Below are 25,539 nucleotides of genomic sequence, written 5' to 3'. Positions count from 1 at the left end.
GAGCGGAAACTTACACCGGCGCTCCGGTGCCGCGGACCGGCGGATCAGGCCGGGCAGTACGTGTCGGTCTCCGGCGGCGTTCCCTTGTCGAGGTAGCCGACGACGGGCGCCAGCGCGCACGGCGAGTATATCGAGGCGCCGTGGCCGATGCCCTGCCACATCACCCGTTTGCTGTTGGTGCCGGCGTTGATGACCGTGGCGGCGACGGCGGCGACGCCTTCGTTGCCGACGATCGGGTCGTTCTGCACGCCGAGCAGCAGCACCGGCACCTTGAGGTCCTTGGGCTCCTCGGGCGCCGATCCGCTCGGCCAGTTGAGGCAGGTGACGAGGTCGAGCGCGCCGACGGCGCCGAACTGCGGGTAGAGCTTGCCCCACGCCACCACGAGTTCGCGGACCCGGTCGGGCGTCGGCCGGTTGAGGGCGTCGCTGCATGAGTTGACGAACTGGCCGTCGGTCTGGCGCAGATCCTCGGCCCGGGTGATCAGGTCGCGCAGGCCGCTGTCGTCGCCGCCGCGGGCGGCGGCCAGTGTGGCCGCGAGTTCGTTGGTGCTGGCGACGCGGTCGCCGGTGGGGAAGGCCAGCGCGGTGGAGATGGCCTCGGCGACCGCGGACACCGACGCTCCGCCGGGTCCGTCGCCTGCCCGTGCGTCGGCCAGCAGGCCGTCGACCGCGGCCTTCGGGTCCGGCCCGAGGGGGCAGGCGGTCGCCGCGCACTGGGCGGCGAACGCGTCGAGCGCGGCCTGTTCGCCCTTGACGCGTTGTTCGGCGGCGGCCTCGGCGCCCACCGCCAGCGGCAGCGGGGAGTCGAGCAGCAACCGGGCCACCTTGTTGGGGTGCGAACCGGCGTACGCCAGCGCCACCTGGGAGCCGTTGCCGATGCCGAGGATCGCCAGTGCCGGAACGTCCCAGGTGCTGCGCAGGCGTTCGAGATCCTCGGCGGCGTGGGCGTTGTCGTACGCGGAGTCACCCGGCGCGATGGTGTCGGTGCAGCTGGTGGTGGCCGTCACGGTGATGGCGCTGAGGTTGGCGACGGGGTCGTCGCCGTACTGGAACTGGGCCTGCTCGCGCATTTCCTGGCGGTCGTAGGTGTCACGGCAGTCCAGCGCGCCGGACATGCCGATGCCGCGCCGGTCGACGGCGACGATGGGCCGGCCCTTGAGCACGTCGGAGCCGGTGCGCGTCAACCACGCCGGCAGTTGTGCCGACGACGGGGCGTCGGTGCCGGTGGTGAGCACGAGGGGGCCGGCGTCCGAGGGGGTCTGCGCGGTCTTGGCGCGGACCACGCCGATCGTCACCGAGCCGGTGGCCCCGTCGATCGAGTCGAGATCGGAATCGTAGTCGGCGCAGTCGAGCGTCACGCCGGGCAGCGGGTCGACGCCGGCGTCCCGGAACACCCGGGAGGTGCAGTCCCGCCACGACAGGTCGTTCTTGGGTGCTTCGATGGCCGGCGGCCCGGCGGCCTGCTGGGTGGGAGGCGCCTCGCCCTGCGGCCCGGCGCCGGAGTCGGTGGCGAATCGGGGGTTGGCGCCGAGCCCGGGGGAACAGCCGGCCAGCAGCACCGTCAGGGTGACGGTCGACAGGCTCAAGGCCGTGAGCAGCGCAGGGTGCCGACGCATGGTGACCACAGTAGCGATCGTCGCCGCGAGCTCAGTTGCCCCGCACATACCGCGTGTACAGGTAGCCCTGTCCATCGGCGAGCACGTGGCTGCGGGTCATCGGTGTGTGGACCTGCCCGGGTCCGGTGACGATGCGCTTAGCGTCGCCGCCGACGAGCACCGGGGCGAGCGTCAGGCACAGTTCGTCGAGCAGGTCTGCGCCGGTGAACATGCCGAGGATGCCGGGGCCGCCCTCGGTGAGCACACGCAGCAGCCCGCGTTCGGCCAGCAGCGTCAGCGCGCGTGCGGCGTCGACGGAGTCCGGGTCGGCGCCCGAGGCGTCGATGACCTCCGCCAGCCCGCCGAGCCGGTCGCGGGTGCTGCGGGCGGCGTCGGCACTGGTGAGGATGAGGGGCCGGACCTCGGTGCGATGAAACAGCTTGGCGTCGTGGTCGAGTCGCCCGCCGCGGGTCAGCACGGCGATGGGCGGCACCTCGGCCTGCCCACGCTGCTGACGGGCGGAACGGGCGGCGGGCCCGAGCTGCACGCCCGAGTAGTTCTCCACCCGCACCGTCGAGGCGCCGACGACGATCACGTCGGCCGCTTCGCGCATCAGGCCGAACAGCGCCCGGTCACCGTCGCCGCCCAGCGCGCCGGACTTGCCGTCGGCGGTCGCACCGCCGTCCACGCTGGTGATCATGTTGCCGCGGACCCAGCAGCGGGCGAGGTCGTCGGGGTAGCGGTAGAAGTCCGCGACGCGTTCGTCGTCCACCACCTCGACCGCGTCGAGCACTGTGAACTGTGTCCCAGCGACGGTCTCGGGCATACGCACGATTGCAGCACGTCGCTACGCTGCCTGCATGCACGGGTCCAGTGATGTGCCGAATCGGGTCGGCCATCTCGTCGACCGCAAGCCCACCGTCACCCCCGAACGGCTGGTGGCGAGCCTGGTCCCACCGCCGACGTTCACCCACGTCGCCTTCGACACCTACCGGCCCGACCCTGCCGAGCCGTCGCAGGCCGCGGCCGTGCAGTCCTGCATCCGGTTCTGCGAAGAGGCGGTGACGCGGCGGGCCGGCAAGAAGAAGCTGTTCGGCAAGCGCGAGGTGCTGCCCGGCGTCGGGCTCTACCTCGACGGCGGCTTCGGTGTCGGCAAGACCCACCTGCTGGCCTCGTCGTACTACCGTGTCGACGCCGGCAGCGAGGCGCCGACGGCGTTCGCGACGTTCGGGGAGCTGACCCAGCTGGCCGGGGTGTTCGGCTTCGTCGAGTGCATCGACCTGCTGGCCGGCTACGTGCTGGTGTGCATCGACGAATTCGAACTCGACGACCCGGGCAACACCACGCTGATCTCGCGGTTGCTCTCGGCGCTCGTGGAGCGCGGCGTGTCGATCGCGGCCACGTCGAACACGCTGCCCGAGCAGCTCGGTGAGGGCCGGTTCGCCGCGCAGGACTTCTTGCGCGAGATCAACACGCTGGCATCGATTTTCACGACCGTGCGGATCGAGGGGCCGGACTACCGGCACCGCGACCTGCCGCCCGCGCCCGAGCCGTTGACCGACGAGGAGGTCGCCGCGCGCGCCGACGCCGCGCCGGACGGGGCGGTGCTCGACGGCTTCGACGCCCTGTGCGGGCACCTGGCCACCATGCATCCGTCGCGGTACCAGGCCCTGATCGACGGCGTGACCGGTGTGTACCTCACCGGGGTGCATCCGCTCGACGACCAGAGCGTGGCGCTGCGGCTGGTGTCGCTGACCGACCGGCTGTATGACGCCGGGATCCCGGTGGTGGCGTCGGGCGCCAAGCTCGACACCGTCTTCAGCGAGGAGATGCTGGCCGGCGGCTTCCGCAAGAAGTACCTGCGCGCGACGTCGAGGCTGCTGGCGCTGACCGCGGCGGGTCAGGCCGAGGACAGCGGACGCACGAGCACGTAGTCCTGCTCGAGGCCGGCGCCGAGCCGGAAGGTCTTGGTGCCCGCCACGGTGAACCCGTGTTTGGCGTAGAACCGTTGCGCGCGTGGGTTCTCCTGATTCACGCCGAGCCACATGCAGGCGCTGCCGGACCGGCCGGCGCGGTTGATCGCCTCGGTCATCAGCGCGGCCGATACGCCTGCGCCGTGGCTGTCGGGCAGCACGTAGATCTTCGACAGTTCGACGGCGGGCCGCAGGGTGACGGCCTGCTGCACGTCGGCGTCGTCGGGCACGCCGTGGATCAGCATGGCGTAGCCGGTGATGCGGCCGTCGTGGACGGCGACCACCAGGTCGCGGGCCGGGTCGGCGAGGTAGTCGCCGAAGCGCTGCGCGCTGAGGTGCTCGTCGACGAACGCGGCGATGTTCTCGGCGGTGGCGCCGGGCGGGCAGGCCAGCGGGAATGTGCGGGCGGCGACGTCGGCGAGTTCGGCGAGGTCGGCTGCCGCGGGGGTGCGAACGTGCAGTGTCGGGTCTAGACGTTCCACTGCGCGAGGTGCTGGCCGGTGAGCTTGTCGATCAGCACCACGTTGGACACCAGATCGCGATAGCAGTCCCACCACACACCGCCGGTGACGGTGGATCCGGCGGGCGCGTTGGTGAGTGCGGCGGCGAGGGCGTCGGGCGCATCGCTGTTGCGTGGTTCGTAGGCGTCACCGGTCGGGGTGACGCCACGGAACTGGAAGGTGATCGCCATCGCGTACGGCGTAGGCAGCTGGACCGCGTGGACGCTGACCTGGGCGCGATACACCTGGTAGCGCGGCGCCCGCGGCGGGTAGCCGAACCCCGGCGGGACCGGCGACGGGTCGATGCTGTGCACGGTGACGTCGGCGATCAGGCCCTCGAACGAGACGCGCAGCGGCTCGCCGAGGCGACCGATCGGCGCCGGGGCGGCCGAGGCGGTCGGGGCGACGAAGCCCGCGACGACCGTCAGCGCGGCGATGAGGTGCACGAGCCAGCGACGCATGGACGCATGATCGCACAAACTGAAACGTGTTTCAGGTTCTTTGGACCGCCGTCAGGCCGCCCAGGGGCCCAGCCCGCCGACCTTGTCGATGCGGACGCGGGTGAGGAAGCCCGCCGGTGCCCCCGTGGGCGGGAAGCCCGAACCGGGGCCGAGCATCACCTCGGCGAGTTCGGTCAGCAGTTCGGGGGCGCCGCCCTCGACGATGCGGGCGGTGCCGGTGATCGACAGGTACGGCGTCTGCCCGCCGGAGTGGGCGCGCGGCAGTATGGTCAGCGTCACCCGTGGATCGCGCCGGACGTTGCGGATCTTCTGGTACTTCTCCGACAGGTGCGCCGAGACGAGCTCGTCGCCGTCGGGTGTGGACTGCAGCGCCACCCAGACAAGCGACGCGTGAGGGCTGCCGTCGGGGTTGATGGTGACCAGGGTGGCGTCGGCGCCACGACCGATGAGCTCGCGGGCGGAGTCGGGCAGGTTCATGCCGGGTTCTACGGCGGCGGGCGCCGTTTCATTCCCTCACGCGGCTTCGAGGGTGAGCAGCGCGGACTTGGCGGCCGCGCCGCCGACGTACTGTCCGGTGCTGCCGTCCGAGCGCACCACGCGGTGGCACGGGATCACCACCGGCAGCGGGTTGTGGGCGCAGGCGCTGCCGACCGCGCGCACCGCGCGAGGGCTCCCGACGGCGGCGGCGACGGCGGCGTAGCTCGCGCGGTGGCCGTAGCCGATGCTGCGCAGGTGCTCGATCACGTTGCGCCGGAAGCCGGCCGCCAGCCGCAGGTCGACCGGGACGTCGAAGGCGGTGCGGCGCTTGGCGAAGTACTCGTCGAGTTGGCGCGCGACGGCGTCCAGGCGGTCCGGGACGTGCAGCACGCGCGGGCTGACGGCGCCCGCGAGGGTGGCAAGCACAGCGCTGTGGTCCTCGACGTCGAAGGCGACGCGGACCAGTCCGACGGGCGTGGCCGCCAGCAGCAGGGGGCCGACGGGGCTGTCGATCGTGCGGTACGCGATGTCGAGCAGGTCGGCGTCGGCCGCGGCCCGTTCGAGGCGGGCGTGCAGCCGGGCCAGCGCCGTCTCCTCGTCGGGCGCGATGTCGAACAGGTTGATGCTCATGCGGTTTCGTCCTCCAGGTAGATCCTGCGCAGTGTCTTGAGGCCGTCGGCGGCGGCCCGTCGGGCGGCGTCGGGGGAGTTGCCGAGCAGGGCGGCGATCTCGGCGTAGGGAAGGCCGGCCAGGTGGTGGTAGGCCAGCGCCTGGCGTTGCTTCGTGGGCAGGCGTTGCAGCGCGGCCCACAGGTCGCGGTCGCGCGCGGCGGGATCGGCGTGGGGGGCCTGCCGTTCGGGGACGCTGTCGGTGGGCACGGCCCGCCGTGAGGTGGCCCGGCCGACGTCGAGTGCCCGCCGGTGGGCGATGGTCACCAGCCAGGCCTCGACGTTCGCGTCGGCCGGCAGGCGCGGGTATGCCCGCAGCGCCGAGAGGAACGTCTCCGACCAGGCGTCCTCGGCGTCGACGGGCCCCACGACGGCGCGGCACACCCGCAGCACGGTCGCGCCGTGCTCGGCCACCACGTCCTCGAACGGTCGCACTGTCACATCATGTAGACGCCGCGGCGCCCGTGACGGTGAGATCAGCCCTTCACGATCGATTCCAGCGCGGTGACGAGTTCCCGTTCGAAGCGCTCCCGGTCGACGCCGAGTCGGTGCAGGTGGCCGTCCTCATCCTCGGCTTCATAGATCGCGAGCAGGATGTGTTCGGTGCCGACGTAGTTGTGGCCCAGTCGCAGCGCCTGCCGGAACGTCAGCTCCAGCACCTTCTTGGCCGGGCCGTCGAACGGGATGAGCGCCGGGACCTCGCCCTCGGAGCGCGGCGGCAGCTCGATGGCTTCGGAGACCTTCGCGCCGTCCACGCCTTGTCCGGTGAGCAGTCTGGCGGCCAGGCCGTCGGGGTCGTCGAACAGCGCGAGCAGCAGGTGGGCGGGCTCGATCTTGTCGTTGCCCGCGGCGTGTGCCCGGTTCTGGGCGCCGACGACGACGTTGCGTGCCCTGGGGGTGAAGCGGCCGAAGCCGGCGTTGGGGTCGAGCGGGTTGGATTCCGCCTTGGGGACGAAACGCTTCTGCGCCGCCTGCTTGCTCACCCCCATGCAGGCGCCGATGTCAGTCCAGGAGGCGCCCGAGCGGCGGGCCTGATCGACGAAGTGACCGATGAGATGGTCGGCGATGTCACCGAGCGCGTCCGCGGCGATCATCGCGTCCGTCAGTTGCTCGAGGGGTTCGTCGTGGGCCTTCTTGATCGCATCGATGAGGTCGTCGAGGCGGACGGGGTTGCTTATCTTGGTGGACTCGCTCATGACGTCAACTCTAGGTTGACGATAAACAGTCGTCAACCCGAGGTTGACGCTCAGTTCGTCGTCGATTCAGCCGCGCGGGTAGCCCCGCCGCACGGTCCGGTCCAGGATGCCGAGCGTGGCGCGCAGCGCACTCTCCGGGAGGATCGGGAAGATGTCGCGCTCCCGCCAGACGGGGTCGATGTCGGACCAGTCGTAGAACGAGGTGACGAGGGTGCCTTCGTCGACCGGTTCGAGCCGGTACCCGTAGACGTGCCCGATCGGCGGCTTCAGATCGCCGAGGATCGTCCAGGCGATGAGCCGGTTTGCCTCGAAGTCGGTGATCTTGATGGTGACGTCGTACTTCCCGAGCGGGAAGTCGTTGAGCGCCTCGCGGTCCATGTGCACCACGAAGCTGTCGCCGACGGCCCGCACCGGATCGCCGTCGGCCTCCTGGAGCATCCCGGCGGCGTCGATCGCGACGTGGCCCTGTGGGTCGCAGAGGACGGCGAAGACGTCGGACGGCGCCGCCGCGATGGTGCGCTGGACTTCGAAGCGTTCGGTCATGCACCGATCGTGTCAGGTGTTTCCTCGAATTTGCTATCGGGTACTCGAACTCGAGATGTCCAGGCACTTCGATCTCACCTCAGGCGCTTCCCGGCCCCCGGCCCTGCGCCGCATCGTGGCCTTCATCCACGACCATGCGGACACCGACATCGGGTTGAGCGACATCGCCACGGCTGCGCAGCTCACCCCGCGGTCAGTGCAGTACCTGTTCCGACGCCACCTCGGTGTCACACCGCTGGAGTATCTGCGCAGGGTCCGGCTGGACCGCGCGCACCGAGACCTGCTGGCGGCCGACCCGGCCGTCGACACGGTCAACGCGATCGCCGGTCGGTGGGGGTTCGCCCACGCCGGGCGGTTCAGCGTGGCCTACCGCGAGATGTTCGGCACGCCGCCGAGCGCTACGCTGCGTAGTGACTGGCGGCGCCCCGATCCGGTGATGCGGTCGCGTTCTGCCGGCCGACGCTGAGGTCGGCCGCGTGAAGTGCCGTTTCGTGGGTAAACCGTTGCGGCAGTGAATCGTGCGGCGTTGAGGGGATGAGGTGAGCCGGCATGTCGGGGACCGATGAGACGCCAGAGGACCAACCCGTCGACGCCGGTGAGGCCACCGCTCCGATTCCGGGCCTCGGTCCGGTGGAGCCCCCCGTGGACAACGAGGGACCGTTCGCCGCGGGTGCGCTGATCGCCGACGGCCGGTTCCGGCTGGTGGCCGCCCACGGCGCGCCCGGACATCTGCAGTTCTGGCAGGCCTTCGACTTCGCGGCGGGGCGCATGGTGGCACTCACGCTGGTGGACCCGCGGGAGTCGCTGCCAGTGGACCGCGTGAACGAGGTGCTGTCGCTCACCGTGCGCCAGCGCGGGCTCGACATGCCGGGTATCGCCGCGGTGCGCGAGGTGTTCCACACCGGCCGGTTCGGCGTGGTGGTGTCGGACTGGGTGCCGGGCGGCACGCTGCGTCAGATCGCCGACACCAACCCGTCGCCGCTCGGCGTTGCCGGCGCGATGCAGTCGCTGGCCGTCGCGGCGGAGGCCGCACACCGGGCCGGGCTGGCGCTGAGCATCGACCATCCGGCGCGGGTGCGCATCAGCACCGACGGCAATGCGGTACTGGCGTTTCCGGGCACCACGCCCGAGGCGACACCTCGTGAAGACCTGCGGGGAATCGGCGCCGCCTTCTACGCCCTACTCGTCGATCGCTGGCCGGCCCAGGGCCCGACACCGGTGGGGTGGACGGCGGTCGACGTCGACGCCGCCGGTCGTCCGCAGGAGCCGGCCGCCATCGACCCCGACATTCCCTTCCTGATCTCCGCGGCCGCCGCCGGACTGGTCCGTGAGGGCGGGATCACCAGCGCCGCAACGTTGATGACCCTGTTGCGGCAAGCCCGCGCCGACGTTGCCGGTGGCCAGGACGACGCCGGCGGCGCTCCACCGCCTGCGGCGGTTCCGGGCGGCTACGCGGGATTCGGCAATGTCGGACCCGAACAGCAGGCCGAGGCCGCGAAACGGCAACTGGTCCGGGTGACGCTTCTCGCGGCTGCGGCGATCATGGTCGTCGCGGTGGTGGCGGTCGTGTCGTCGTTGACCGATGTGCTGGACACCGACTCGGGGCCCGCGCTGGACGCCGAGCGGCTCGGGCTCAACGCGACCACCGAGGTGGCCGCCCCGCCGACGAGCCCGACGATGCGCGCGGCCGCCGCCGACGCACCGATCGACATCGCCGAGGCCGCGGTGTTCGCCCCCGGCGGCTCGCCCGATAACCCCGGCGACGCGGGCAAGGCCGTGGACCGCGACCCGGCGACGGCCTGGACCACCGACACGTATCGAGATGCCGTGCCGTTCCCCACGTTCAAGGAGGGCCTCGGCCTGTCGATCAAGCTCCGTCAGCCGGCGATCCTCAGCGCGGTCACCGTGGACCTGGCGAGCAGCGGCACCGTGATCCAGATCCGTTCGGCGACAACAGGTGCGCCCGGCGCGCTGGCCGACACCACGGAACTGAGCCCGCCCGTACCGGTGCAGCCGGGCCACAACCGGATCGCGGTGCCTGCCGCGGCGGCGACGTCGAATGTGGTGGTGTGGATCTCGACGCTCGGCACGATGGACGGCAAGAGCCGTACGGAGATCTCCGAGGTGCGGCTGATCGCGGCGGCGCCGCCCGCCTGAACGTTTCTCCACAGGCCGCGCAGAAGTTGCTGCGCGCGGCGTTGCGGCGGGATAGGTTCGTACGGTCGAGGCCGCCGAACCGGTGGCCACCGGGTGCGGCGGGAAGGCAGACAACATGGGCGGACACGGGACGCGGCGATTTGCCGGGGCCGTCAATTCGATCGCGGTGGCCGCGGGCGTCGCCGGAATGGCGGCGGCGGGTACCGCGCTGGCAGCTCCGGCCTCGGCCAATCCAGCGGTCAACGGCAGGTACGTCTTCGACTGGTACACGGGTGCGCCGTTCAAGGAGAACGTGACCATCACCTCGTGCGGCAGCGATTGCCTGACAATGGATTTCGCACCGGACAATGTCGTCGAGTACCGCTTCGTCAACAACGCGTGGAAGTTCACCCGGTACAAGGACGACGCCGTCACCTGTGACAACGGCCAGGTGGTCGGCGCGGAGCAGACGACGTTCATCAACCCGGAGTTCACCGCGGGTCAGAACGTCGCCTCCGCGGACTGCGGGCGGGGCGTGCTGCCGATGCGGCCCGCGGCGTTCAACATCATCCGGCTGTCCTGAGCGGTTCTGCGACCGAGGTTGCTTGAATAGGAAACTGCTCAGGTCAAGACGGTCGAAGCGTTTCGCTGAACCGGTGACTCCGCAGTCCCACCGCTGCGATACTTCTCGGATCGTCTGAAGGCGATCGGTTCGGACGAGCGGGTGGGGGAGTGCAGATGCGCAGGATTGCTCGCATGCTGGGTGCCGGCGTCGTGGGCGGCGTACTGCTCGGCGGCGTCGCCGGCGTGCTGTCGCCCGCCACGGCCAATGCCGAGGGGCCGGTGTTGAGCGGAAGCTACGCCGTCACCACGCATTACGGGACGGCCACACCCACCACGGTGGCCAAGTTCGCCTCCGATTGCGGGCGCTGCGGTGGGACGGTGACGGCGGATGGTGTCACGCAGCAGCTGACGTGGATCGGCGCCGGATGGCAGTTCACCACTGTTGCGGGCTGCGGGCCGCAGACGACCGTCTACACGCCGGTGGCCGACGTCGACGGCATCGTCCAGAGTTTCACCCTGGTCGGCACGTTCGCCAACCCCGCGGTGTGCGCAGTGGTCGGTCCGGTGACCGGGACCGGCAATCGCATCAGCGACTGATCGGCAGCCGCTCCGACCGGATAGAAGGAGGATGACCATGACTGTTACTCGAGCTATGGCCGTCGGCATCGTGCTCGTCGGCGCGTCGATCGGGTTGGCAGCCCCAGCTGCGGCCGAACCGCTGAACGGCGCCTACAGCGGCACCCTGATCGACGGGGCTGGAACGGTGCTCAATCCGGACCCGATCAGGATGACTTTTGCGCCATGCGGTCCGGACTGCACGCGGTTGACGACGCCGAGCCAGAACGTCGAGCTGCACCTGCAGGGCGGGGCCTGGGTCGCCGGTTACACCTGGAACGGCGCGCCGTGCACGATCACTGTGAACGGCACCGGCAGCATCCTCGACGACGTGTGCCCGAACGAACAGCCCATGCGGATGGCGCTGACCAAGAACGGCTGAGCCTCGGGACTTTCCGTCACGGGCGATGTGCGATGACAGCGCATATGGTCTGCGTGTCGCGTCTTTCGCCGTGATTCCAGAGTGCGCGGGTGGTTCACGCTGCAAAATCGTGGGCGAGACAGCGATTGGTTGTGTGCCGGGGGTCGGGTGACATTATGGCGAAACACGAAGGTCCCGCGATTGCGCCCCCGTCGGTGGGGCAGGAACAGATGGCGCTGCCGGACATCGTTCCGCGCGAGGAATGGCAGGCGGCCCGCGACGAGCTGCTGGCCGAAGAGAAGGCGTTGATGAAGGCGCGGGATGCCCTGGCCGCGAAGCGTCGGCGGCTGCCGATGACTCCCGTGCGCGGCGACTACCGCTTCGTCGGCCCTGACGGCGAGGTGGACCTGCTCGGTTTGTTCGCCGGGCGGCGCCAGCTGATCGTCTACCGCTTCTTCTATGCCCCCGATGTGGAGAACTGGCCGGAGGGGGCCTGCTCGGGGTGCTCGTTGTTCGCCGACACGGTGGTTCACCCGGCGCACCTGGCAGCCCGGGACACCACGCTGGTCTTCGTCTCGGCGGCCCCGCAGGAGCGCATCGCCGCGTACAAGACGCGGATGGGGTGGGAGGAACTACCGTTCTTCACCCTCGTGGGTGAGGAATTCTCCCGGGATTTCGCTGTCGAGGAGATGTTCGGGCTCACCGTGTTCATCCGCGACGGCGATAGTGTCTTCCAGACCTATTTCGTCAACGGACGCGGGATCGAGGAAATCGGCCCTGTGTGGTCATTCCTCGACATCACGCCACTGGGCCGGCAGGAAGAGTGGCAGGAAGTGCCGCCCGGGCGGCCGCAGGGTCCGCCCTATGAGTGGTGGCGCCTTCACGACAACTATGGCGACCGCTGAACTGCGCAAAGCGGGGGTGATTCTCGCAATCCCAGGTACGGCAGGCGGATTCCCTTCAGGTCGAGCAACTGCCCGGAGCGCTCGCGTCCGCTACCCGCTACCTTGGAATCGAGAAGCGGTATGAACATCACCGACGACCCGACGCTCGCAGCGATGCGAGATCAGCTTCTACAGGACGGTCTCGGCGGTGAGTGCATGTCGCTGGCGCACGTCGATGGCGTCGTTGCGCGCATATCCCCCGATGAGTCGTTAGCGGCACAACAGGAGATAGTTCTGCGCTCGATTCGAACGCTGCTTGATGACGGGCTGATGGTGGTCGGCCAAATCGTCGGAGGGTCCGACGAGCGCGTCGAGCCGTGGGCTCTGACGACTGAAGACGCCCTCGCACGGATTCACGCCGGCTACGTGGTTCACCATGAGGACCAGGCGTGGTCCTTCAGTACGTGGTTCGCCCTCACCGATGGCGGTCAGCGAACCGCTATTGCGCGGAGACGACGAAGGCCCGGTCGAAGCCGGGCCTGACGTGCGCCAATCCTGGTGCGCGATACTGGGATTGAACCAGTGACCTCTTCCGTGTCAGGGAAGCGCTCTCCCGCTGAGCTAATCGCGCCGGGTTCCTGCTGGAGGTGGAGACGGGAATCGAACCCGTGTGCACGGCTTTGCAGGCCGTTGCCTCACCACTCGGCCACTCCACCGCTGGGGTTGATGCTTCTGCACCTTCGAGCGGATGACGGGATTCGAACCCGCGACCCTCACCTTGGCAAGGTGATGCGCTACCAACTGCGCTACATCCGCGCGCCACGGGCGAGATCGTCGCCCGTCGCGAAGCACGACGATAGTCCACCCGAGCCTGGCTATACAAATCCCCTCGACGCAGGGTTCAGAACAGGCGGTACGCCTCCCGCGACAGCGAGAATCCGTGGCCGCTTTCCGAATCCCGGCTGGAAACCCCCGCCTCGGCCACCTCGCAGCGCAGGGTCCCGGCGGTGATGGAGTCGCCGTAGGCCCGCCGATCACCCGCCATCAGCGCGGTGTCGCCGCCACCGGCACCCATCGCCACGTCATGGCGCGACTGTATCGGCGCCGACCTGAATGACCAGGGGATTCCAGGTGAAAAGTCGGCGCGTGATAATCTTCGACACCGTTCGGCCGTTATCTTCCGGCCGGCCCACCCGGTCTCGTAGCTCAGTGGGAGAGCGTCCGCCTCACACGCGGAAGGTCGCTGGTTCGAAACCAGCCGGGACCACCATCAAGCCCCGCAGGATCAGTAGCCGGGGACGCGGCCTCGCTGTACCCGGTTTTTCGACGACCATTCGGGGGTAACGCTCGCATCGTGGAGAGCCCGCCGGTGGTTCGAGTCGCCGAGGACGGCCGCCCCGTGCGGGAGGACGGTCGCTCGCGCCGACAGCTGTGGCAACGGGCCGCCTGGGTGGTCGCCTCACTCCTGAGTGTCGGAATGTGCGTCCGGTACATGGTGCAGGCGGTGACATACCCGCTGATGGACCTGTCGGTGTTCCGCGACGCGGGCTTCGCCATCGTCGCGAACCTGCCGCTGTATTCCGATCAATTCCCGAGCGCATCGGGTTTCCGGTTCATCTATCCGCCGTTCGCGGCGATCCTGTTCGCGCCGATGGCGGCAGTTCCCCTGTTGGTGCTGCAGATCGTGTGGAGTGCACTCAACCTGTTCCTGGTGTGGTGGATCCTGCGCATGATCCTCGATCGGCTGCATGTCGGGTCGCCGAACTGGGCCGCCATGGCCGCGCTCGGGCCGGTGCTCGTGCTGGAACCCATCAGGTCGAACTTCGAGTTCGGTCAGGTCAACATCGTGCTGGCGGCGCTGGTGGTCGCCGACTGCCTCGGAGTGCTTCCCCGAAGATTCCGCGGGATGGGAATCGGCATCGCGGCCGGCGTCAAGATCACCCCGGCGGCGTTCGGATTGGTACTGCTGCTAAGGCGTGACTTCGCTGGGGTGGCCCGAGCAGTCGCCACGTTCGCTGCGACGGTGGTGATCGGATACCTGGTCCGCCGCCACGAGTCGGTCTACTTCTGGACGACGGAATTCTTCAACACCGAGCGCGCCGGCGGTCACGACTTCAGCCGCAACCAGGCGCTCACCGGTCTGATCACCCGACTGGGTGCCAACGGCGTCGCCGAACACGTTCTCTGGTCGTTCGGTGTCGTTGCGATCATCACGGCGACCGTCTTCGCGGCTCGCCGGTTCACGAGGGCTGGCATGGATGTCGAGGCGACCGCCGTGGTCGCGCTGGCCGCGCTGCTGGCGGCACCGATGGCGGTCACCCACCACTGGACCTACGTCGTCTTCCTCATTCCGCTGATCGTTGCCCCACCACACCGGGGTTGGCGGCCATGGCTCGCAGCGGCCGCCATCGTGTTCCTGGTCGGTCCGCACAAATTACTGGAGGGCGCGGACACGGCCGGTTTCGAGGCCGTCGTTCGCCAAATCGTCGGCAACGCCCAGGTGATCACCGGCATCACTCTGATGATCGGCGCGGCGATCGCCGCGCGCCGAATCACATCCAACGAGGAAAGCCCCGTCAGCCGTCAGTAGCCGCTGAGATCAGTGGCGCCGTCGCCAGACGATGATGCCCGCGGCTACCGCGACGGCCACGACGATCGCCGCCACCGGCACCGACTTCTTCGGGTTGTCGGCCAGCGCGTGCTGCGCGGTGTGCGCCTTGTCGACGGCGGCGTGCTTGGCGTGATCGACCTTGGCCTTCGCCTGCGCCTTGGTGTCCTCGACCTTGTCTTTCGCCTGCTGCTTGACGTCGAGCTTCGCCGACAGCGCCTCGACCGTCTCGCCGAGCTCCTGACGGGTGGCCTCGATGTCCTTCTCGATGTCCTCGACACCGGCGTCGGGGCCGGGCTCGGGGCGGTTGGGCTCAGGTGCGGTCATTTGCGCGCGTCCTTCACTTCCTGGATATCGGCCTTCACGGTCTCCGCGGTCCTGGGCGCCGCGGGCGTGACCTGCTCGGCTTGCTTCTTGCTCATCAACGCGGCGATGCCGGCGATCACGAAGAGCACCAACGCGACGATCAGCGCTGCCGCCCACACGTCGAGCACCAGGGACAACGCCGCCACCGCGGCGGCGATCACAGTCATCAGGCCCAGCACCGCGAACAATCCCGCGACACTGATCAGCCCCGCGCCGATGCCCGCATGCTTGGCCGACTCCTGGAATTCCTTCTGCGCCAGCTTCAACTCGTCCCGCACCAACCGCGACGTCTGCGCGGACAGTTGACTCATCAGCTCACCGACGGACGCGTCCGCGCCCGGCTTCGGTTCCACACTCATGGCATACCAACCTCTGTCTCGCCTGTATGCGCACAGTTGTGCCCCCGCTGATTGGCACGCAAACCCCCGCGCGCACGCGAAGTCGGTCAGCTCGCCGAGCGCGCCGTCTCGATCAGGTCCTCGGCGATCTTGGCCAGCGGCACGTTCGCATCTTGTGACAGCTTGCGCAGCAACGCGAACGCCTGCACCGCGTCGACGCCGTAGCGCTCCATCACCATGCCCTTGGCCTGGCCGATGATGTCGCGACTGGCCAGCGCCCGCTTGAACTGGTCCTCGCGGCGGGCGGAGTTCCACGCCACCGACGAGTGCGCGGCGAAGGCCAGGCCGATGTCGCGGGTCGCGCTGTCGAAGACGCCGGGTTCCTCGGCGTAGACGTTGAGTGCGCCCATCGTCTCGTCGGCGATGAACAGCTGAAAGGACATGATCGTACGAATCGGCGTCTGCTCCAGCACATCCCGGCGGTAGAGCGGGAAACGGTCGTCGTGCTCGAGATCATCGACGAGGATCGTCTTCTCGTCCCACGCCGCGGTCAGGCACGGCCCCTCGCTGTGACGCTGCTGGATCTCGTCGAGCATCATCGGCCACTTGTGACTGGCCGCGGGGGTGTCGATGTGGCGGGCGTCGCGGGTGACGGTGATGCCGGCGTACTGCGCACCGGGGATCTCCACGGCGGCGTGCTCGACGAGTTCGGCGAGCACGGCCTCCGAATCCGTGTCCGACCGGCCGTGCAGCTCCTGCACGATCTCGGCGATGCGGAGGTGCGTGCCCTCCGCCCCCGTTGGCTCGTTCACCAGCACCATCCTGAAGCGTCTCCTCCGATAGGTTGCTCAACAATACGCGCTGCAACACGGGGAGGACCCATGAAGAACCCAGGTCACACCCCCCGCGGCGCGATCACCCGCAACGCCACCGGCCCCGGCGCGGCCGAGGCGTTCGTGCTCATCGCGATCGCCACGATTCTGCTGACCCGGCTCTACCTGCAGCTGACCGGTTACCCCCAGGTCGGGGGCGGTGACCTGCACATCGCCCATGCGCTGTGGGGTGGCGCGCTGATGATGCTGGCGCTGCTGCTCGGGTGGCTGACGCTTGGTGCGGGCACCCGCATCGTCGCCGTCGTCATGGGCGGGATCGGGTTCGGGTTGTTCCTCGACGAGGTCGGCAAGTTCGTCACCAAGGACAACGACTACTTCTACGGCCCGGCCGCCGAGATCATGTACGTGCTGGTGGTGCTCATCCTCGTCGGCGCGCGGATGTTCCGGGACTTCCGGCCGCTGTCGGGCCGCGAATGCCTGGCCTCGGCCGCCGCCATCGCCGCCGACGGGGTGGCGCGCGGCCTGGCCGACCACCGCCGCAGCATCGGGCTGGTGCTGGTGGAACGGGCGCAGCAGGACGGCGCGAACCCCGCCGACGTGGGTCACGTCCGGTCGCTGCTGCACTCGGCCGACCCGGCCGGCGACCGCATGCACCGCCTGCAGCAGTGGGCGCCGCGGCTGATCCCGGGCGTCTTCCGCAGCCCCCGGTGGATAGCGGTGGTCGGCTGGCTGCTCGTCGTCGGCGCACTCGGCAGCCTGGTCCTCGGCCTGCTCGGCATCGCGCTGGGCGGCTGGGACTATCAGGACGACGATCTGACACTGCACCTCGACGGGACGAGCCTCGCGTCGGTCATCCTGGTCGTCAGCGCCGCACTCACCTCGGCGATGGCGCTGCCCGCGATGATCGCGCGCAGGCGCACGGACAAGGCGTGGCCGCTGCGGTGGCTGCGCAACGCCGCACTGCTGTTCACGTTCCTCAACGCGCTCGTCGACTTCGCCACCGAAGGTTTCGCCGCGCTGATCAACCTGTCGATCGGGCTGTTCACGCTGGCTGTCGTGTCGTATCACCTCGACGTCGCCGCGCACGCCGAACTCCCGGCCTCCGAACGGGACGCCCCGGTCCCTACAGCGCCGTGAGATAGCGCCGGGTGATGATGCGCTGCATCAGCGATGTCACCGGCGCGGCCAGCCTGCTCCACCAGGTGCCGTGCCGGGAGAACGCCCGCACCTCCGCGTACACCTGATCGGTTGCCGGGTCGAAGCGCACGGAGAACAGCTCCTCACCGGACTCGGCATGGCCGGGCAGCGTGCCGTAGGCGTACCCGCGCCGGTCGGGCTCGTCGATCACGTACACCACCCGGCACGGCGCCCGCACCGGCCCGACGCCGACCACGACCTCGGACCCGACCTCGGCGACCTCCGAGCTCGCGTCGACCCGCACGCCGGCCCCGCGCAGCATGCCCCACCGCATCACCGCCGCACCGGCCTCCTCGAAGCGCTGCCTGCCGCGCCCGATCACCGCCGACTCCTCCACGTGGTGGTAACCCGCGGGCAACGGGCCGGCGGTCGCGCCCACCTCGTCGTAGGTCAACTTGAGTCCGGCGAGGTCGCTGAGCTTCACCCCGCCACCTTCTCACCCGCGGCGTACGGTCGTTGTCGTGGCCAACGAAACCGTCGCAAGCGCATCCGGAACCTTCTCCCTCGGCGGCGATCTGACCGTCAACCGGCTCGGTTTCGGCGCCATGCGATTGACCGGCAAGGGCGTGTGGGGCCCGCCCGCCGACCCCGACGAGTGCATCCGCGTGCTGCGCCGCGCCGTCGAACTCGGCGTCGACTTCATCGACACCGCCGACTCCTACGGCCCCTATGTCTCCGAGGACCTCATCCGACGGGCGCTGCACCCTTACACCGACGGGCTGGTCATCGCCACCAAGGCCGGCCTGCTGCGCACCGGACCCGACGAGTGGACCCCGCTCGGCTTCCCGGCCTACCTGCGTCAGCAGTGCGAGACCAGCCTGCGCCGCCTGGGCGTGGACACCATCGACCTGTTCCAGCTGCACCGCATCGACAGCAAGTTCCCCGCCGAGGACCAGATCGGGGAACTGCGCACGCTGCAGCAGGAGGGCAAGATCCGCCACATCGGGCTGTCCGAGGTCGACGTCGACCAGCTCGAGGCCGCCCAGAAGGTCGCCACCATCGTGTCGGTGCAGAACATGTACAACGTCAGCACCCGCACCGCCGAACCACTGCTCGACAAGGTGACCGAAGAGGGCATCGGCTTCATCCCGTGGTTCCCCCTCGCCGCGGGTCCGCTGGCCGCACCGGGCGGGCCGCTGCAGCGCATCGCCGACGACCACGGCGCCACACCGTCGCAGCTCGCCCTGGCGTGGCTGCTCAAGCGCTCACCGGTGGTGCTGCCGATTCCCGGCACCTCGAGCGTCGCCCACCTGGAGGAGAACGTCGCCGCCGCGCAGATCACGCTGTCCGACGACGAGTTCGAGACACTCAGCCGTGCCGGCGAAGCCGGCTGACCCCGCAACCCATACGGTGACGGGGTGAGCACCGACTCCACGCAGACGTCGACACCGGCGACCGGCGGCGGTTTCAACCCCCCGGTCCCGACCACCCGGGGCGGGCCTGACTTCGGCAGATTCGTCGAGGCCGTGCGCACCCTGCAGGACGACGCCCGCTGCGTCGACGCGCCCGACGAGGTGATCAGCGAGGCCGCCGACCTCATCGAGCGGGTGTCGGCGCTGCTGGCGCCGCACCGCGCCGACGAGTGGCACGCCCCGTCGGGCCGGCGCATGGACCTGCCCAACCGCGGCAACATCCTGCAGGTGCCGATGCTGCTGAGGCGCACCGACGACGACCGGATCACCGGGGAGGCCGAATTCCGCCGCTTCTACCTGGGCCGCAACGGCGCCGCGCATGGGGGAGCGGTGGCCCTGCTGTTCGACTCGGTGCTCGGCTACGCCGCCTACAAGCTCACCCGCAGCCGCTACCAGCGCACGGCATCCCTGCACGTCAACTACCGCAAGATCGCCCCGGTGGAGAGGAAGTTGCAGGTGGAAGCCGGTATCGACCGCATTGAGGGCCGCAAGATCTTCGTCACGGGCCGACTGCTCGACGGTGAGGCCGTGCTCGCCGAGGCCGAGGCGCTGTTCGTCAAGCTGAATCCGGGGCAGCCGTGAGCACGCCGCAGGAGCGCGACGAGGCCGCCCCCGAGACGGACACCGAGACGACCGACACCGACGAGTCGCGGTTCTCGGCGGTCAAACGCCGGTGGGCGCGGTGGCGGGACCGGCTGCGTGAGCGCCCGCGGGTCGAGTTCTTCTACCGCATCGCCGTCGGGGTGATCGGGCTGGCCGTCTTCGGGCTTGGCATCCTCGCGATCCCCTATCCGGGGCCCGGCTGGGCCATCGTGTTCATCGGCCTGGGCATTCTGGCCACCGAGTTCGATTGGGCGCGGCGGCTGCTGGCGTACGCCAAGGAGCGCTACGACAAGGTGATGGACTGGTTCCACCGCCAGGGCGCGTTGGTGCAGATCCTGGGTGGGCTGCTCACGGCGCTGGTGGTGTTCGGCACGCTGTGGCTGCTCGGCGCCGTCGACTGGACCGGAGAACTCTTCGGCATCGACCATCCGTGGCTGAACAGCCCGATCGGGGTGGGCTCCTAGGGCGATCCGGCGCTCCGAGTGGGTTCAGGGCGTGCCGTGTGACCCCGACGGCACCCCGATAGCATGGTCGCGACCTGAATTATCCGACCACCCTCGACACAACGGAGAGTCCGCGATGAGCGCCGCCGCCAGTCCCGCCCCAGCAGCCCCGATCCGGGTGGCTGCCGGGACCACCGCCGGGGCGGCGGTCCGGGAGGCGGGACTGCCCGGCCGCGGTGCGCCTGACGCCGTCGTGGTGGTCCGCGACGCCGAGGGCCGCCTGCGCGACCTGGCGTGGACGCCCGACGCCGACGCCGACGTCATGCCGGTGACGGCCGACACCGAGGACGGCCGCAGCGTCATACGGCACTCGGCCGCCCACGTGCTCGCCCAGGCCGTGCAGCAGATGTTCCCCGAAGCCAAGCTGGGCATCGGCCCGCCGATCACCGACGGCTTCTACTACGACTTCGACGTGCCGCGCGCATTCACTCCGGAGGACCTGGAGGCACTGGAGAAGCGGATGCGCAAGATCGTCAAGGACGGTCAGCTGTTCTCCCGGCGGGTCTACGCATCCAAGGACGAGGCGCGCGCCGAACTCGCCGCCGAACCCTTCAAGCTCGAACTCGTCGACGACAAGTCCGGCGATCCCGAGGTGATGGAGGTCGGCGGCGACGAGCTGACCGCCTACGACAACCTCAATCCCCGTACCCAGGAACGTATCTGGGGCGACCTGTGCCGGGGCCCGCACATCCCGACGACCAAGTACATCCCGGCGTTCAAGCTGACGCGCAGTTCGGCCGCCTACTGGCGCGGCGACCAGGAGAACGCAAGCCTGCAACGCATCTACGGCACGGCATGGGAGTCCCAGGAGGCGCTCGACCGGCACCTCGAACTGCTCGAGGAGGCCCAGCGCCGCGACCACCGCAGGCTCGGATCCGAACTCGACCTGTTCAGCTTCCCCGACGAAATCGGTTCCGGCCTACCGGTTTTCCACCCGAAGGGTGGCATCGTGCGGCGCGAGCTGGAGGACTACTCCCGCCGCAAGCACATCGAGGCGGGCTACGAATTCGTCAACACCCCGCACATCACCAAGGCCCAGCTGTTCCACACCTCGGGGCACCTCGACTGGTACGCCGACGGGATGTTCCCGCCGATGCACATCGACGCCGAGTTCAACGAGGACGGCACGGTGCGCAAGCCCGGCCAGGACTACTACCTCAAACCGATGAACTGCCCGATGCACTGCCTGATCTTCCGGGCGAGGGGGCGGTCCTACCGCGAACTCCCGTTGCGGGCGTTCGAGTTCGGCGCGGTGTACCGCTACGAGAAGTCCGGCGTCGTGCACGGCCTGACCCGGGTGCGCGGCCTGACGATGGACGACGCGCACATCTTCTGCACCCGCGACCAGATGCGCGGCGAGCTTGCGTCGCTGTTGCAGTTCATTCTCGACCTGCTCGGCGACTACGGTCTGCAGGACTTCTACCTCGAGCTGTCGACGAAGGACCCGAAGAAGTTCGTCGGCTCCGACGAGATCTGGGACGAGGCCACCTCCACCCTGGCAGAGGTTGCCGCCGAGTCGGGCCTGGAGCTGGTGCCCGATCCGGGTGGCGCGGCGTTCTACGGCCCGAAGATCTCGGTGCAGGCGCGCGACGCGCTGGGTCGCAGCTGGCAGATGTCGACGATCCAGCTGGACTTCAACTTCCCCGAGCGCTTCGAACTCGAGTACACCGCCGCCGACGGCAGCAGGCAGCGCCCAGTGATGATCCACCGCGCGTTGTTCGGTTCCATCGAGCGGTTCTTCGGCATCCTCACCGAGCACTACGCCGGGGCCTTCCCCGCGTGGCTGGCCCCGGTGCAGGTGGTCGGCGTGCCGGTCGCCGACGCGCACGTGGCCTACCTCGACGAGGTGGCCGCCGCGCTGCGGGCCCGCGGAGTGCGTGTCGAGGTGGACGCCAGCGACGACCGGATGGCCAAGAAGATCGTCAACCACACCAACCAGAAGGTGCCGTTCATGCTGCTGGCCGGCGACAAGGACGTCGACGCCGGGGCGGTGAGCTTCCGGTTCGGTGACCGCACGCAGATCAACGGAGTGCCGCGCGACGAGGCGGTGGCGACCATCGTGAAGTGGATCGCCGATCGCGAGAATGTCGCTCCGACAGCCGATCTCGTCAAGGTGGGCGCGCAGACGTGACACGGGACGCGAGCCACGAAGACGACCGCTCCATCGTCGACCACGGCGTCGGTGACCCCGATCACCTGCAGCGGCTGTGGACGCCGCACCGGATGAGCTACATCGCCGAGGCTCCGATGAAGAAGGGGTCCGGCTCGTCGATGTCGTCGCAGCCGTTCACCGACATCCCCACCATGCCCGACGAGGACGGCCTGGTGGTGGCACGTGGCGGCCAGGTGTACGCGGTGCTCAACCTCTACCCGTACAACCCCGGTCACCTGATGGTGGTGCCGTACCGGCGGGTCTCCGAGCTCGAGGACCTCACCGACGAGGAAAGCGCCGAGCTGATGTCGTTCACCCAGCAGGCGATCCGGGTGATCAAGGCGGTGTCCAGTCCGCACGGCTTCAACGTCGGGCTCAACCTCGGGCACTCGGCCGGCGGGTCGCTGGCCGAGCACCTGCACATGCACGTGGTGCCGCGGTGGGGCGGCGACGCCAACTTCATCACGATCATCGGCGGGTCGAAGATCATCCCGCAGCTGCTGCGGGAGACCCGCGAACTGCTGGCCACCGAGTGGGCGGACCAGTTGGCGCGGACCGGGGGGTCGGAGAACTGAGCAACTTCTATCTGATGACGCGGGCGGCGTACACGAAACTGTCGCGCCCGATCGCCAAGGGCGCGTTGCGTGTCGGGCTCACCCCCGACAGCATCACCATCCTGGGCACCGCGGGCAGCGTGATCGCGGCGTTGACGCTGTTCCCGATCGGCCAGCTGTGGTGGGGCGCCTTCGCGGTGGCCTTCTTCGTGCTCGCCGACATGCTCGACGGCGCGATGGCGCGCGAACGCGGCGGCGGCACCCGGTTCGGGGCCGCACTCGACGCGATCTGCGATCGCATCGCCGACGGCGCGATCTTCTGCGGTCTGGCCTGGTGGGCGGCGTTCGGCCTGGACAGCCCCGCACTGGTGGTCGCCACGCTGATCTGCCTGGTCACCTCACAGGTGATCTCCTACATCAAGGCACGCGCCGAGGCCAGCGGCCTCAAGGGCGACGGCGGCCTCATCGAGCGGCCGGAACGGCTGGTCATCGTGCTGACCGGCACCGGGCTGTCGGGCGTGCCGTTCCTGCACGTGCCGTGGCTGGTGCAGGTGGCGATGTGGGTGCTGGCCGTCGCGAGCGTGGTGACGGTGCTGCAGCGGCTGCACTCGGTGCGGCTGTCGCCGGGTGCGATGGATCCGATACCCACGAAGGACGATGCCGGCGCCGGGAACGTGAACGAGGGCGCCGACGACACCGACCGGGGCGGGGATCCGGAGACGAGCGAGCGGTGAGCCTCGGCGGCCGGCTGACGGATCTCGGCTATGCCAGCGGCTGGCGGCTCGTGCGCGCCATGCCGGAACTCGTGGCGCGCAACACCTTCGACCTAGGGGCCTGGTACGCCGCGCGTGGCGGCGGTCCGGAGCAGCTGCGCAAGAACCTGGCGCGGGTGATCGGCACGTCACCCGCCGACGTGCCTGCGACGCTGGTCGACGCGTCACTGTCGTCCTACGCCCGGTACTGGCGCGAGGCGTTCCGGCTGCCGACGATGGACCACGAGGAGATCGGCCGCCAGCTCGAGGTGCAGGACATCGACTACGTGTGGCAGGCACTCGACGCCGGCCGCGGGGTCGTGCTGGCGCTGCCGCACAGCGGGAACTGGGACATGGCCGGTGTGTGGCTGGTGCAGAACCACGGCCCCTTCACCACCGTCGCCGAGCGGCTCAAGCCCGAGTCGCTGGCCAACCGGTTCATCGCCTACCGGGAGAGCCTGGGCTTCGAGGTGATCACCCACACCGGCGGCGAGCGACCGCCGTACGACGTTCTGCGCGAACGGCTTTCTGACAACGGCGTGGTGTGCCTGATGGCGGAGCGGGACCTGACCCGCACGGGCGTGCAGGTCGATCTGTTCGGCGAGGCGACCCGGCTGCCCGCCGGTCCGGCGAAGCTCGCGATCGCGACCGGGGCCGCGCTGCTGCCGGTGCACTGCTGGTTCACCGACGACGGCTGGGGGATGCGGGTGTTCCCGCCCCTGGACGTGTCGTCGGGTGACGTCACCGTCGTCACACAGGCCCTGGCCGACCGGTTCGCCGACAACATCGCCGCCCACCCCGCCGACTGGCACATGATGCAGCCACAGTGGCTGGCGGACCTGTCGGAGGAGCGCCAGGCCCGCCTGCGGGAGGCGCGGTGAGGATCGGCATGGTGTGCCCGTACTCGTTCGACGTGCCGGGCGGGGTCCAGTCGCACGTGCTGCAGCTCGCCGAGGTGATGCGCGCCGGCGGTCACACGGTCGGCGTGCTGGCGCCGGCGTCGCCGCACGTCGAACTGCCCGACTACGTGGTGTCCGGCGGCAAGGCGGTGCCGATCCCGTACAACGGATCGGTGGCGCGGCTGCGGTTCGGCCCCGCCACCCACCGCAAGGTCAAGAAGTGGTTGCAGCAGGGCGACTTCGACGTGCTGCACCTGCACGAGCCCAACGCCCCGAGCCTGTCGATGCTGGCGCTGCAGGCGGCCGAGGGGCCGATCGTCGCGACGTTCCACACCTCGACGACGAAGTCGTTGACGCTGTCGGTCTTTCAGGGACTGCTGCGGCCGTACCACGAGAAGATCGTCGGCCGCATCGCCGTGTCGGACCTGGCGCGGCGCTGGCAGATGGAGGCGCTGGGGTCGGACGCGGTCGAGATCCCCAACGGCGTCGACGTGGCGTCTTTCGCCGAGGCGCCACTGCTGGACGGCTACCCGCGGCCCGGGCGGTCGGTGCTGTTCCTGGGCCGCTTCGACGAACCCCGCAAGGGCATGGCGCTCCTGCTGCGGGCCTTGCCCGCGCTGGTCGAGCGGTTCCCCGACATCGAGGTCCTGGTCGTCGGCCGCGGTGACGAGGACGAGTTGCGCGAGGACGCCAAGGAACTTGCCGGGCATCTACGGTTCCTCGGGCAGGTCGACGACGCGACGAAGGCGTCGGCGATGCGCAGCGCCGACGTCTACTGCGCGCCCAACACCGGCGGCGAGAGCTTCGGCATCGTGCTGGTGGAGGCGATGGCCGCGGGCACCGCGGTGGTCGCCAGCGACCTCGACGCGTTCCGCCGGGTGCTGCTCGACGGGACGGCCGGGCGGTTGGTGACGGTCGACGACGCCGATGCGCTGGCCGCCGGGCTGATCGAGGTGCTTGCCGACGACGACGTCCGGCGCCGCTACGTGGACGCCGCCGCCGACGCCGTCCGCCGCTACGACTGGTCGGTGGTGGCACGCCAGATCCTGAGGGTCTACGAGACGGTGGCCGGGTCGGGACGCAAGGTGCGGGTGGCAGGCGAAAGCGAACTGTCCCGGGGCAAGACGTGACCGGCTGGCTGCTCATCACCCTCGTCACACTCCTGTTGGTGACGCTCGTGCTGGTGGGCGGCTGGGCCTTCCGGAGCGCCAACCGGCTGGACCGCCTGCACGTGCGTTACGACCTGAGCTGGCAGGCGCTGGACGCGGCGCTGGGGCGGCGTGCGGTGGTGGCCCGCGCGGTGGCGGTGGACGCCTACGGCGGCGCGCCGCAGGGCAAGCGGCTGGCCG

The 25,539-nt window shown here is 69.6% G+C and carries 32 protein-coding genes, 4 tRNA genes and 1 pseudogene; 20 read left to right on the top strand and 17 right to left on the bottom strand.

Annotated features, from left to right (window positions below; translation table 11 throughout):
- Positions 1-44: 44 nt before the first annotated feature.
- Both H7I41_RS09560 and H7I41_RS09555 read right to left on the bottom strand, forming a co-directional pair.
- Positions 45-1,616, bottom strand: coding sequence for an alpha/beta hydrolase (locus H7I41_RS09560; RefSeq protein WP_264012338.1), 1,572 nt, complete (start codon positions 1,614-1,616; stop codon positions 45-47).
- Between the two features lie 31 nt (positions 1,617-1,647).
- Positions 1,648-2,421 carry a pyrimidine reductase family protein gene (locus H7I41_RS09555; RefSeq protein ID WP_264012337.1) on the bottom strand — a complete coding sequence of 258 codons (774 nt, stop codon included), beginning with the start codon at positions 2,419-2,421 and terminating at the stop codon, positions 1,648-1,650.
- On the opposite strand from H7I41_RS09555, the gene zapE reads away from it, so the two are divergent.
- A complete protein-coding gene (zapE, locus tag H7I41_RS09550; RefSeq protein ID WP_264012347.1) occupies positions 2,420-3,529 on the top strand; it encodes a cell division protein ZapE in 1,110 nt (369 codons plus the stop codon). The two genes, H7I41_RS09555 and zapE, sit on opposite strands and share 2 nt — an antisense overlap.
- Here zapE and H7I41_RS09545 read toward each other — a convergent pair.
- The 7 genes from H7I41_RS09545 to H7I41_RS09515 all read right to left on the bottom strand — a co-directional run bounded on the left by H7I41_RS09545 (position 3,496) and on the right by H7I41_RS09515 (position 7,413).
- A complete protein-coding gene (locus H7I41_RS09545; protein WP_264012336.1) occupies positions 3,496-4,050 on the bottom strand; it encodes a GNAT family N-acetyltransferase in 555 nt (184 codons plus the stop codon). The genes zapE and H7I41_RS09545 overlap by 34 nt on opposite strands.
- Positions 4,038-4,529 (bottom strand): hypothetical protein, encoded by a 492-nt coding sequence (locus H7I41_RS09540; RefSeq protein ID WP_264012335.1) that lies wholly within the window; start codon positions 4,527-4,529, stop codon positions 4,038-4,040. Before H7I41_RS09540 ends, H7I41_RS09545 begins: the two co-directional genes overlap by 13 nt.
- A gap of 51 nt (positions 4,530-4,580) precedes the next feature.
- Complete coding sequence (locus H7I41_RS09535; protein WP_264012334.1) at positions 4,581-5,006, bottom strand: PPOX class F420-dependent oxidoreductase; 426 nt, start codon at positions 5,004-5,006, stop codon at positions 4,581-4,583.
- 36 nt (positions 5,007-5,042) lie between these two features.
- A complete protein-coding gene (locus H7I41_RS09530; protein WP_264012333.1) occupies positions 5,043-5,636 on the bottom strand; it encodes a methylated-DNA--[protein]-cysteine S-methyltransferase in 594 nt (197 codons plus the stop codon).
- Positions 5,633-6,109, bottom strand: coding sequence for an RNA polymerase sigma factor (locus H7I41_RS09525; RefSeq protein ID WP_264012332.1), 477 nt, complete (start codon positions 6,107-6,109; stop codon positions 5,633-5,635). Before H7I41_RS09525 ends, H7I41_RS09530 begins: the two co-directional genes overlap by 4 nt.
- 41 nt (positions 6,110-6,150) lie before the next feature.
- Entirely contained in the window at positions 6,151-6,870 is a 720-nt protein-coding gene (locus tag H7I41_RS09520; RefSeq protein ID WP_264012331.1) for a Clp protease N-terminal domain-containing protein, read from the bottom strand.
- 66 nt (positions 6,871-6,936) lie between these two features.
- The gene (locus H7I41_RS09515; protein WP_264012330.1) at positions 6,937-7,413 is read right to left on the bottom strand and encodes an SRPBCC family protein; all 477 of its coding nucleotides are present in this window, start codon (positions 7,411-7,413) and stop codon (positions 6,937-6,939) included.
- Positions 7,414-7,468: 55 nt separating this feature from the next.
- Here H7I41_RS09515 and H7I41_RS09510 point away from each other — a divergent pair, with 55 nt between their 5' ends.
- The 7 genes from H7I41_RS09510 (at position 7,469) to H7I41_RS09480 (ending at position 12,516) form a co-directional block, all read left to right on the top strand.
- Complete coding sequence (locus tag H7I41_RS09510; RefSeq protein WP_264012329.1) at positions 7,469-7,879, top strand: helix-turn-helix domain-containing protein; 411 nt, start codon at positions 7,469-7,471, stop codon at positions 7,877-7,879.
- A gap of 83 nt (positions 7,880-7,962) precedes the next feature.
- Positions 7,963-9,570, top strand: coding sequence for a protein kinase family protein (locus H7I41_RS09505; RefSeq protein WP_264012328.1), 1,608 nt, complete (start codon positions 7,963-7,965; stop codon positions 9,568-9,570).
- Between the two features lie 115 nt (positions 9,571-9,685).
- Positions 9,686-10,132 carry a hypothetical protein gene (locus tag H7I41_RS09500; RefSeq protein ID WP_264012327.1) on the top strand — a complete coding sequence of 149 codons (447 nt, stop codon included), beginning with the start codon at positions 9,686-9,688 and terminating at the stop codon, positions 10,130-10,132.
- 155 nt (positions 10,133-10,287) lie between these two features.
- Positions 10,288-10,710: a hypothetical protein gene (locus tag H7I41_RS09495; protein WP_264012326.1), complete on the top strand. Its 423-nt coding sequence runs from the start codon at positions 10,288-10,290 to the stop codon at positions 10,708-10,710.
- A gap of 55 nt (positions 10,711-10,765) precedes the next feature.
- Entirely contained in the window at positions 10,766-11,110 is a 345-nt protein-coding gene (locus tag H7I41_RS09490) for a hypothetical protein (protein WP_264012325.1), read from the top strand.
- A 209-nt stretch (positions 11,111-11,319) separates the two neighbouring features.
- Positions 11,320-11,994: a DUF899 domain-containing protein gene (locus H7I41_RS09485; RefSeq protein ID WP_264012324.1), complete on the top strand. Its 675-nt coding sequence runs from the start codon at positions 11,320-11,322 to the stop codon at positions 11,992-11,994.
- 120 nt (positions 11,995-12,114) lie between these two features.
- Positions 12,115-12,516: a hypothetical protein gene (locus tag H7I41_RS09480; RefSeq protein WP_264012323.1), complete on the top strand. Its 402-nt coding sequence runs from the start codon at positions 12,115-12,117 to the stop codon at positions 12,514-12,516.
- A 13-nt stretch (positions 12,517-12,529) separates the two neighbouring features.
- Here the strand turns inward: H7I41_RS09480 and H7I41_RS09475 are convergent.
- The 4 genes from H7I41_RS09475 to H7I41_RS09460 all read right to left on the bottom strand — a co-directional run bounded on the left by H7I41_RS09475 (position 12,530) and on the right by H7I41_RS09460 (position 13,048).
- Positions 12,530-12,604, bottom strand: a tRNA-Val gene (locus H7I41_RS09475).
- An 11-nt stretch (positions 12,605-12,615) separates the two neighbouring features.
- Positions 12,616-12,689, bottom strand: a tRNA-Cys gene (locus H7I41_RS09470).
- A gap of 27 nt (positions 12,690-12,716) precedes the next feature.
- A tRNA-Gly gene (locus H7I41_RS09465) sits at positions 12,717-12,789 on the bottom strand.
- A gap of 85 nt (positions 12,790-12,874) precedes the next feature.
- The gene (locus H7I41_RS09460; protein ID WP_264012322.1) at positions 12,875-13,048 is read right to left on the bottom strand and encodes a hypothetical protein; all 174 of its coding nucleotides are present in this window, start codon (positions 13,046-13,048) and stop codon (positions 12,875-12,877) included.
- 120 nt (positions 13,049-13,168) lie between these two features.
- Between H7I41_RS09460 and H7I41_RS09455 the strand changes: the two genes are divergently transcribed.
- A tRNA-Val gene (locus tag H7I41_RS09455) sits at positions 13,169-13,243 on the top strand.
- A gap of 84 nt (positions 13,244-13,327) precedes the next feature.
- On the top strand, positions 13,328-14,563 hold the full coding sequence (locus H7I41_RS09450) for a glycosyltransferase family 87 protein (RefSeq protein WP_264012321.1): 1,236 nt from the start codon (positions 13,328-13,330) through the stop codon (positions 14,561-14,563).
- A gap of 9 nt (positions 14,564-14,572) precedes the next feature.
- On the opposite strand, the gene H7I41_RS09445 is transcribed toward H7I41_RS09450, so the two are convergent.
- The 3 genes from H7I41_RS09445 to H7I41_RS09435 form a co-directional block, all read right to left on the bottom strand.
- On the bottom strand, positions 14,573-14,908 hold the full coding sequence (locus H7I41_RS09445) for a DUF3618 domain-containing protein (protein WP_264012320.1): 336 nt from the start codon (positions 14,906-14,908) through the stop codon (positions 14,573-14,575).
- Positions 14,905-15,306, bottom strand: coding sequence for a phage holin family protein (locus H7I41_RS09440; protein WP_264012319.1), 402 nt, complete (start codon positions 15,304-15,306; stop codon positions 14,905-14,907). The genes H7I41_RS09445 and H7I41_RS09440 overlap by 4 nt, the downstream gene beginning before the upstream one ends.
- Before the next feature lie 86 nt (positions 15,307-15,392).
- The gene (locus H7I41_RS09435; protein WP_264012318.1) at positions 15,393-16,106 is read right to left on the bottom strand and encodes a GAF and ANTAR domain-containing protein; all 714 of its coding nucleotides are present in this window, start codon (positions 16,104-16,106) and stop codon (positions 15,393-15,395) included.
- 60 nt (positions 16,107-16,166) lie between these two features.
- On the opposite strand from H7I41_RS09435, the gene H7I41_RS09430 reads away from it, so the two are divergent.
- The gene (locus H7I41_RS09430) at positions 16,167-17,255 is read left to right on the top strand and encodes a hypothetical protein (RefSeq protein ID WP_264012317.1); all 1,089 of its coding nucleotides are present in this window, start codon (positions 16,167-16,169) and stop codon (positions 17,253-17,255) included.
- Here the strand turns inward: H7I41_RS09430 and H7I41_RS09425 are convergent.
- Entirely contained in the window at positions 17,242-17,739 is a 498-nt protein-coding gene (locus H7I41_RS09425) for a DUF1990 domain-containing protein (RefSeq protein WP_264012316.1), read from the bottom strand. The genes H7I41_RS09430 and H7I41_RS09425 overlap by 14 nt on opposite strands.
- A gap of 37 nt (positions 17,740-17,776) precedes the next feature.
- Here H7I41_RS09425 and H7I41_RS09420 point away from each other — a divergent pair, with 37 nt between their 5' ends.
- The 9 genes and pseudogenes from H7I41_RS09420 to H7I41_RS09380 all read left to right on the top strand — a co-directional run.
- Positions 17,777-18,649, top strand: a complete 873-nt coding sequence (locus H7I41_RS09420; RefSeq protein WP_264012315.1) for an aldo/keto reductase — start codon at positions 17,777-17,779, stop codon at positions 18,647-18,649.
- 24 nt (positions 18,650-18,673) lie between these two features.
- Positions 18,674-19,309, top strand: coding sequence for a PaaI family thioesterase (locus H7I41_RS09415; protein WP_264012314.1), 636 nt, complete (start codon positions 18,674-18,676; stop codon positions 19,307-19,309).
- The gene (locus tag H7I41_RS09410) at positions 19,306-19,794 is read left to right on the top strand and encodes a TIGR02611 family protein (RefSeq protein WP_264012313.1); all 489 of its coding nucleotides are present in this window, start codon (positions 19,306-19,308) and stop codon (positions 19,792-19,794) included. The genes H7I41_RS09415 and H7I41_RS09410 overlap by 4 nt, the downstream gene beginning before the upstream one ends.
- Positions 19,795-19,909: 115 nt before the next feature.
- A complete protein-coding gene (gene thrS, locus H7I41_RS09405) occupies positions 19,910-21,964 on the top strand; it encodes a threonine--tRNA ligase (protein ID WP_264012312.1) in 2,055 nt (684 codons plus the stop codon).
- Positions 21,961-22,560 (top strand): ATP adenylyltransferase, encoded by a 600-nt coding sequence (locus H7I41_RS09400; protein ID WP_264012311.1) that lies wholly within the window; start codon positions 21,961-21,963, stop codon positions 22,558-22,560. Before thrS ends, H7I41_RS09400 begins: the two co-directional genes overlap by 4 nt.
- On the top strand, positions 22,557-23,273 hold the full coding sequence (gene pgsA, locus H7I41_RS09395) for a phosphatidylinositol phosphate synthase (protein WP_276008554.1): 717 nt from the start codon (positions 22,557-22,559) through the stop codon (positions 23,271-23,273). The genes H7I41_RS09400 and pgsA overlap by 4 nt, the downstream gene beginning before the upstream one ends.
- A complete protein-coding gene (locus tag H7I41_RS09390; RefSeq protein ID WP_264012308.1) occupies positions 23,270-24,172 on the top strand; it encodes a phosphatidylinositol mannoside acyltransferase in 903 nt (300 codons plus the stop codon). The genes pgsA and H7I41_RS09390 overlap by 4 nt, the downstream gene beginning before the upstream one ends.
- Positions 24,169-25,320 (top strand): glycosyltransferase family 4 protein, encoded by a 1,152-nt coding sequence (locus H7I41_RS09385; RefSeq protein ID WP_264012307.1) that lies wholly within the window; start codon positions 24,169-24,171, stop codon positions 25,318-25,320. The genes H7I41_RS09390 and H7I41_RS09385 overlap by 4 nt, the downstream gene beginning before the upstream one ends.
- Positions 25,317-25,539: pseudogene (locus H7I41_RS09380) on the top strand (exopolyphosphatase); the annotation flags it as partial. The gene H7I41_RS09385 and the pseudogene H7I41_RS09380, both read left to right, overlap by 4 nt.

Origin of the sequence: [Mycobacterium] manitobense (genome assembly GCF_025821665.1) — a bacterium.
Classification (GTDB): Bacteria; Actinomycetota; Actinomycetes; order Mycobacteriales; family Mycobacteriaceae; genus Mycobacterium; species Mycobacterium arseniciresistens.
This window is presented reverse-complemented; position numbering and strand designations above follow the sequence as displayed.

Bases quoted from the DNA above. Each gene is read 5' to 3' on its own strand.
- H7I41_RS09560 (WP_264012338.1), bottom strand. From the start codon at position 1,616: ATGCGTCGGCACCCTGCGCTGCTCACGGCCTTGAGCCTGTCGACCGTC.
- H7I41_RS09555 (WP_264012337.1), bottom strand. From the start codon at position 2,421: ATGCCCGAGACCGTCGCTGGGACACAGTTCACAGTGCTCGACGCGGTC.
- H7I41_RS09540 (WP_264012335.1), bottom strand. From the start codon at position 4,529: ATGCGTCGCTGGCTCGTGCACCTCATCGCCGCGCTGACGGTCGTCGCG.
- H7I41_RS09535 (WP_264012334.1), bottom strand. From the start codon at position 5,006: ATGAACCTGCCCGACTCCGCCCGCGAGCTCATCGGTCGTGGCGCCGAC.
- H7I41_RS09530 (WP_264012333.1), bottom strand. From the start codon at position 5,636: ATGAGCATCAACCTGTTCGACATCGCGCCCGACGAGGAGACGGCGCTG.
- H7I41_RS09520 (WP_264012331.1), bottom strand. From the start codon at position 6,870: ATGAGCGAGTCCACCAAGATAAGCAACCCCGTCCGCCTCGACGACCTC.
- H7I41_RS09515 (WP_264012330.1), bottom strand. From the start codon at position 7,413: ATGACCGAACGCTTCGAAGTCCAGCGCACCATCGCGGCGGCGCCGTCC.
- H7I41_RS09510 (WP_264012329.1), top strand. From the start codon at position 7,469: ATGTCCAGGCACTTCGATCTCACCTCAGGCGCTTCCCGGCCCCCGGCC.
- H7I41_RS09505 (WP_264012328.1), top strand. From the start codon at position 7,963: ATGTCGGGGACCGATGAGACGCCAGAGGACCAACCCGTCGACGCCGGT.
- H7I41_RS09500 (WP_264012327.1), top strand. From the start codon at position 9,686: ATGGGCGGACACGGGACGCGGCGATTTGCCGGGGCCGTCAATTCGATC.
- H7I41_RS09495 (WP_264012326.1), top strand. From the start codon at position 10,288: ATGCGCAGGATTGCTCGCATGCTGGGTGCCGGCGTCGTGGGCGGCGTA.
- H7I41_RS09490 (WP_264012325.1), top strand. From the start codon at position 10,766: ATGGCCGTCGGCATCGTGCTCGTCGGCGCGTCGATCGGGTTGGCAGCC.
- H7I41_RS09485 (WP_264012324.1), top strand. From the start codon at position 11,320: ATGGCGCTGCCGGACATCGTTCCGCGCGAGGAATGGCAGGCGGCCCGC.
- H7I41_RS09480 (WP_264012323.1), top strand. From the start codon at position 12,115: ATGAACATCACCGACGACCCGACGCTCGCAGCGATGCGAGATCAGCTT.
- H7I41_RS09460 (WP_264012322.1), bottom strand. From the start codon at position 13,048: ATGGGTGCCGGTGGCGGCGACACCGCGCTGATGGCGGGTGATCGGCGG.
- H7I41_RS09445 (WP_264012320.1), bottom strand. From the start codon at position 14,908: ATGACCGCACCTGAGCCCAACCGCCCCGAGCCCGGCCCCGACGCCGGT.
- H7I41_RS09440 (WP_264012319.1), bottom strand. From the start codon at position 15,306: ATGAGTGTGGAACCGAAGCCGGGCGCGGACGCGTCCGTCGGTGAGCTG.
- H7I41_RS09435 (WP_264012318.1), bottom strand. From the start codon at position 16,106: ATGGTGCTGGTGAACGAGCCAACGGGGGCGGAGGGCACGCACCTCCGC.
- H7I41_RS09430 (WP_264012317.1), top strand. From the start codon at position 16,167: ATGAAGAACCCAGGTCACACCCCCCGCGGCGCGATCACCCGCAACGCC.
- thrS (WP_264012312.1), top strand. From the start codon at position 19,910: ATGAGCGCCGCCGCCAGTCCCGCCCCAGCAGCCCCGATCCGGGTGGCT.